The following is a 1,433-nucleotide window of genomic DNA, read 5'->3' as shown; positions in this document are numbered from 1 at the left end:
GCCTTGAGAGACATCTGCTTTTTTGAGTTGCTGGCGCTTAGCATAAAACGTCGAGGGATTGAGTTCATTAAGCTTACAAAATGCAAGCGTTGACAATGAACTCGATTCAGACTGMKYGATGAGYGTTTGCCAYTCTTGATTAGTGTGTCGTTTTSCCATTTCAAATCTCCTCATGGTTGGAGACTTGATCTTATTCTTCGCGCTAGGCGATTAGAATGCGGGTTTTATGGAGCGCTTACCATGGTTGGATACGCACTGGTCAAAATAAAGTCTTAGAAACGACAGGTAATCGTAGCCGACTGAATATTATTGGCGCACTGAACCTGTCGGATATTGGTTCAGCCATTGTTAGTGACTACGACAGCATCAACAGTGAAAACATTGTCCGTTTCTCCTGCAAACTCACAGAGAGCTATCCGCTAAATCACAAGCTCCATATCATTTGGATGGAGCAGGATATCACCGCAGTGATTTAGTTAAAGATGCGGCATTTGTGCTTAATATTGAGCTGCATTACCTTCCACCATATAGCCCAAACTTCAATCCGATAGAGCGGCTTTGGAAGGTAATGAACGAGAAGTCGAGGAATAACGTTTACTTCAAAAGGAAACGTGACTTCAAGGAAGCCATAGACCAATTTTTTACTGTATCTCTTCCAGAGATTGCAGGTTCGTTGACGTCTCGAATCAATGACAATTTTCAGGTGTTCAAGCCAGCATCTTCAAGTTGATGGGGTATGTTTATAATTTATCAACTTCAAAGATAATGTTTATTAATGAGACCAGAATATTAAGATTTTATCTTGTTGAATATATTTTTTCTACTAAAAACAATCCTATACAAAAAGAGAGGTTATGCTCAAGGCCGGTATACTTAATACCAACTTCACCTGTATCGAAGTCGACAGACTTCGCGATATCCTCTTGAAAATTATCAATGACTAACTGTAAAAGGCAATCCTTGTCTAATATACTCATAAGTTTCCTTTAACATTTTAAATGATACAGATTGCATATTAAAGGACACTTTTTGAGCGTTATCAAGGAAAGAACAATAATATTCCTATCAAATAAATTATGGCTATCTCCCTAGAACTCTTAATTTCAATAAAACTGGACTACAGAAAGTGTTGTGATTTAACTTTTATAGATTTCAGAAGTCTGCAATTACAGCAAAATAGTAAGCGCTCCATAAAACCCGCATTCTAATCGCCTAGCGCGAAGAATAAGATCAAGTCTCCAACCATGAGGAGATTTGAAATGGGAAAACGACACACTAATCAAGAATGGCAAACRCTCATCGCTCAGTCTGAATCGAGTTCATTGTCAACGCTTGCATTTTGTAAGCTTAATGAACTCAATCCCTCGACGTTTTATGCTAAGCGCCAGCAACTCAAAAAAGCAGATGTCTCTCAAGCTCTCAAGGCTTTGTAC

At 38.7% G+C, this 1,433-nt stretch carries 1 protein-coding gene and 2 pseudogenes; 1 reads left to right on the top strand and 2 read right to left on the bottom strand.

Annotated elements, in window-relative coordinates; translation table 11 throughout:
• A pseudogene (locus L1D11_RS22435) lies at window positions 1-159 on the bottom strand (IS66 family insertion sequence element accessory protein TnpB); the annotation flags it as partial.
• Between the two features lie 80 nt (window positions 160-239).
• On the opposite strand from L1D11_RS22435, the pseudogene L1D11_RS22430 reads away from it, so the two are divergent.
• Window positions 240-730 (top strand): annotated as a pseudogene (locus tag L1D11_RS22430) (IS630 family transposase); the annotation flags it as partial.
• 67 nt (window positions 731-797) lie between these two features.
• Here the strand turns inward: L1D11_RS22430 and L1D11_RS22425 are convergent.
• Window positions 798-977, bottom strand: coding sequence for a hypothetical protein (locus L1D11_RS22425; protein ID WP_239862827.1), 180 nt, complete (start codon window positions 975-977; stop codon window positions 798-800).
• Window positions 978-1,433 lie beyond the last annotated feature (456 nt).

This window comes from Vibrio sp. Isolate32, assembly GCF_022397955.1.
In the GTDB taxonomy this organism is placed as follows: domain Bacteria; phylum Pseudomonadota; class Gammaproteobacteria; order Enterobacterales; family Vibrionaceae; genus Vibrio.
This window is presented reverse-complemented; position numbering and strand designations above follow the sequence as displayed.